Genomic DNA, 4,429 nt, shown 5'->3' on the forward strand with positions numbered 1-4,429 from the left:
GTCATACTCCATTCTTCAAAGGTTACCGTCCACAGTTCTACTTCCGTACAACTGACGTAACGGGTGACGTACAGTTACCAGAAGGCGTAGAAATGGTAATGCCTGGTGATAACATCAAGATGACAGTAACTCTAATCGCACCAATCGCGATGGATGAAGGTCTTCGTTTTGCTATCCGTGAAGGTGGCCGTACTGTAGGTGCTGGTGTTGTAGCAACTATCGTAGCGTAATTATTAGCCTAGCTAATTGTTACCAAAAAGCCCGAGCTTAGTCTCGGGCTTTTTAATGTCTAAAATAAAGTGTCATATGAAGGTGGCGCTCTTACTTTAGGCGTAGGTGCGTTGTAGTAACGTTCAAAGCGTAATTATTAGCCTAGCTAATTGTTACCAAAAAGCCCGAGCTTAGTCTCGGGCTTTTTAATGTCTAAAATAAAGTGTCATATGACGGTGGCGCTCTTACTTTAGGCGTAGGTGCGTTGTAGTAACGTTCAAAGCGTAATTATTAGCCTAGCTAATTGTTACCAAAAAGCCCGAGCTTAGTCTCGGGTTTTTTAATGTCTAAAATAAAGTGTCATATGAAGGTGACGCTCTTACTTTAGGCGTAGGTGCGTTCTAGTAACGTTTAAAGCGTAATTATTAGCCTAGCTAATTGTTACCAAAAAGCCCGAGCTTAGTCTCGGGCTTTTTAATGTCTAAAATAAAGTGTCATATGAAGGTGGCGCTCTTACTTTAGGCGTAGGTGCGTTCTAGTAACGTTTAAAGCATAATTATTAGCCTAGCTAATTGTTACCAAAAAGCCCGAGCCTAGTCTCGGGCTTTTTAATGTTTAAAATATAGAGTGATTTGAAGGTGAGAGTCTCACATTAGGCGAAGATACTTGGTAAAAATATTCAAAATGTCATTATTGGAATTAATAAAAAACCCGAGCCAAGCTCGGGTTTCTATAAGTTATGAATATGCCATAATTGGCTGATAACTATTCAATATTTTGAATTTGTTCTCTCATTTGTTCAATCAACACTTTTAGCTCTACAGCGGCAGTAGTGATGTCACTATTGATAGACTTAGATGCTAGCGTGTTAGCTTCACGATTAAATTCTTGCATCATAAAATCTAGGCGACGGCCACATGCGCCACCTTTTTTAAGGATTTTTTTAGTTTCTTTAACGTGAGACTTTAAACGATCTAATTCTTCGGCTACATCTTGTTTTTGAGCAAGATAAATAAGTTCTTGTTCAAGGCGTGATTCGTCAATGTTTGCTGTTAAGTCTTCTAGCTTTTGAGCCAGCTTTTCACGTTGCCACTTAGTAATCTCGGGCATATGCGTTTCTACAATTTCTACTTGCTCTAAAATCGCATCAAGGCGGATTGCTATCATCTCTTCAAGGTTTGCACCTTCATCGCCACGGGCTGATTTAAAATCTTCGATTACTTGATCAAGACCAACAATTAGTGCGGTATTAACGCTATCCATATCAAGTTCTTCAGCTTCCATAACACCAGGCCAACGCAATATATCAACAGGATTAATATCGCCATTACTTTGTTGTTGAACCCATTTAGCGCTATTTATCAATTGCTCAGCAAGGGCTTGGTTAATTGATAGCTCACCAACATGGGCTGGATTTGCTACAAACTTTAAAAAGACCTCAACTTTACCGCGTTGTAAGTGTTTGCGTAAACGCTCACGAATAACTGGCTCCATGCCACGAAATTGCTCTGGTGCGCGAATAAATGTTTCAAGGTAACGCTGGTTCACTGAACGAACTTCCCAAGTGCCAGTTCCCCAATCGCCTTTTATTTCGCGACGCGCATAAGCTGTCATACTGTGGATCATGGACATTTTCCTAAATTAATAAATACAATATTACGATGATTATACCGTAACACTGCTTAAGCTCTAGGGAAAATTTAATACACTGAATATTTTGCATACAGCTATTTATTTAAATCAGCATGGTATCTATACCCACATACACTTATAATGTCGCAAATTCTGAATTAAGGGGATCGTCAATGCGTCCAAGCGAAAGAACACCTAACCAAATTAGACCTGTTACATTTACACGTAATTATACTTTGCATGCTGAAGGCTCAGTACTTGTTGAGTTTGGTAACACCAAAGTACTTTGTACAGCGACTGTTGAATCGGGCGTTCCTCGTTTCATGAAAGGCCAAGGTAAGGGTTGGATCAATGCTGAATACGGTATGTTACCGCGAGCAACGCATACACGTAATGCGCGTGAAGCTGCACGTGGTAAGCAGGGCGGTCGTACTATGGAAATTCAACGCTTAATTGCACGTGCACTTCGTGCGGCTGTTGATTTAAAAGCCCTTGGTGAAAACACGATTACTATCGACTGTGATGTTATTCAAGCAGATGGTGGTACACGTACTGCTTCTATAAGTGGCGCATGTGTTGCACTAGTTGATGCACTAACGCATATGCGTGCTAAAGGTATGATTAACTCAAACCCACTTAAGCATATGATTGCGGCTATTTCTGTAGGCATATACAAAGGTCAAGCAATTAGCGATTTAGAGTATATAGAAGATTCAGCTGCTGAGACTGATATGAACGTAATTTTAACTGAGACAGGTAAAATTATTGAAATTCAAGGTACAGCCGAAGGTGAACCTTTCTCGTTTGATGAGCTGGATGAATTACTTACTTTAGCCAAACACTCTATACGTGAAATCATTGACGTACAAAAGCAAGCATTAGCATAAATAGGTAGGCCACTAGATATGAAAGATTATCAAAAAGAGTTTATAGAATTTGCTCTAGAGAAGCAGGTATTAAAGTTTGGTGAGTTTACTTTAAAGTCAGGGCGAACAAGTCCGTACTTTTTTAATGCTGGCTTATTTAACACTGGTCGTGATTTAGCGCGTTTAGGTCGCTTCTATGCTGCAGCATTGGAAGATTCATCGATAGAGTATGATGTATTATTTGGTCCTGCTTATAAAGGTATTCCAATAGCGACAACAACGGCAGTTGCATTAGCAGATCACCATGATAAAGATGTACCGTACTGTTTTAACCGTAAAGAGAAAAAAGCACACGGTGAAGGTGGTACGTTAGTAGGCTCAGAACTCAATGGCAAAATAATGCTAGTTGATGATGTAATTACCGCAGGTACCGCTATTCGTGAGTCCATGGAAATTATTGCACAAAATGGTGCAGACCTTAGTGGCGTTTTAATAGCATTAGATCGCCAAGAAAAAGGTAAAGCCGAGTTATCAGCTATTCAAGAAGTTGAGCGCGACTTTAATACCAAAGTAATTTCTATTGTAAAATTAGCTGATCTTATTAGCTACCTTGAAGTTCAAGGGACGATGGATGAACATTTAGCCTCAGTTAAAGCTTATCGTGATCAATACGGTGTAGCATAAATAAAAAGCCTCGCACTGCGGGGCTTTATTTTGACCTTCATTCATAGAGTTTTTAATGAAAGATATACTTAAACCAAATGGCTTAGGCCTCAAACGCGTTTTCAAAGCGACTTATTGTTCCTATCTTGGCTTTAAAGCAGCATTTAAGGAGGAAGCCGCATTTAGACAAGAGCTACTATTAAGCCTTATATTATTTCCTATTTCATTTTGGCTTGCTTCATCATTACTGCACTGGGCAATATTAATTAGCTCACTGCTTATTATTCTAATAGTTGAATTGCTAAACTCTGCAATTGAAGCATTAACAGATCGAGTAAGTACAGAATTGCATGTATTGTCAGGTAGAGCCAAAGATATGGGATCTGCAGCCGTAACACTTTCATTAGCGATCGTGTTGATCATTTGGGGTGTAAGCCTTTACATGAAGATCGTTTGATACAATATTTGATATTAGAATAGTTAAAGCGCCTTTAGTTGTTAATAACTTGCTAGTTATGTTGTGTTTTTAACGTGTTTAGCTCAAATACTCAGCGAACAACACATTATTTCACGTTTTCTTCAAAAAAGGGTTGATCTGTTTTCGGATCTCCCTATAATGCGACCCCACTGAGACGGGAAACGCCAACGCATAGCGAGGCACGAACAACTCAGGGTGTTAAGTAAAACTTAGTTTGAATCTTTTTAGAAAGTTTAAACTTAAGTGTTGACAAAAAAATAGGAAAGCGTAATATGCGCAGCCCTAGCGAGATAAAGTTTAACTTTAATCGCAACGTTCTTTAACAATATAAAGCAATCATCTGTGTGGGCACTCGTACAGATTGAGTTCTAACAGCCAACCTACTTAGGTAGCGAGGCAAACAAATTAGAGTCTCAATTGAAAACTGAGTGACCAACAGAATAGTTATTTCGGTAATTATTCGGCACAGTCAATTCAATATCGAAAGATATTAAAATAAATTCAGAATTCATTGAGCTGTCGAAAGACATAAAACTTTTTAATTGAAGAGTTTGATCATGGCTCAGATTGAACGCTGGCG

At 39.0% G+C, this 4,429-nt stretch carries 4 protein-coding genes and 1 pseudogene; 4 read left to right on the forward strand and 1 reads right to left on the reverse strand.

The features are described 5' to 3' along the window. Positions 1 to 230 (forward strand): annotated as a pseudogene (locus BW142_RS20410) (elongation factor Tu); the annotation flags it as partial. A 745-nt stretch (positions 231 to 975) separates the two neighbouring features. Here BW142_RS20410 and BW142_RS20415 read toward each other — a convergent pair. Further along, complete coding sequence (locus tag BW142_RS20415; protein ID WP_076926142.1) at positions 976 to 1,836, reverse strand: YicC/YloC family endoribonuclease; 861 nt, start codon at positions 1,834 to 1,836, stop codon at positions 976 to 978. Positions 1,837 to 2,015: 179 nt separating this feature from the next. On the opposite strand from BW142_RS20415, the gene rph reads away from it, so the two are divergent. Genes rph through BW142_RS20430 form a run of 3 tightly spaced genes read left to right on the forward strand, consistent with a single transcriptional unit; the run spans position 2,016 to position 3,828 of the window. Next, entirely contained in the window at positions 2,016 to 2,729 is a 714-nt protein-coding gene (gene rph / locus BW142_RS20420; RefSeq protein WP_002958890.1) for a ribonuclease PH, read from the forward strand. A gap of 18 nt (positions 2,730 to 2,747) precedes the next feature. Further along, positions 2,748 to 3,392 (forward strand): orotate phosphoribosyltransferase, encoded by a 645-nt coding sequence (pyrE, locus tag BW142_RS20425; protein ID WP_076926143.1) that lies wholly within the window; start codon positions 2,748 to 2,750, stop codon positions 3,390 to 3,392. 55 nt (positions 3,393 to 3,447) lie between these two features. Continuing rightward, on the forward strand, positions 3,448 to 3,828 hold the full coding sequence (locus BW142_RS20430) for a diacylglycerol kinase (protein ID WP_024598706.1): 381 nt from the start codon (positions 3,448 to 3,450) through the stop codon (positions 3,826 to 3,828). Positions 3,829 to 4,429 lie beyond the last annotated feature (601 nt).

This window comes from Pseudoalteromonas sp. EB27, assembly GCF_001974875.1.
In the GTDB taxonomy this organism is placed as follows: Bacteria; Pseudomonadota; Gammaproteobacteria; order Enterobacterales; family Alteromonadaceae; genus Pseudoalteromonas.

Coding starts and splice junctions, on each gene's coding strand:
- BW142_RS20430 (WP_024598706.1), top strand. CDS start 3,448: ATGAAAGATATACTTAAACCAAATGGCTTAGGCCTCAAACGCGTTTTC.
- BW142_RS20415 (WP_076926142.1), bottom strand. CDS start 1,836: ATGATCCACAGTATGACAGCTTATGCGCGTCGCGAAATAAAAGGCGAT.
- rph (WP_002958890.1), top strand. CDS start 2,016: ATGCGTCCAAGCGAAAGAACACCTAACCAAATTAGACCTGTTACATTT.
- pyrE (WP_076926143.1), top strand. CDS start 2,748: ATGAAAGATTATCAAAAAGAGTTTATAGAATTTGCTCTAGAGAAGCAG.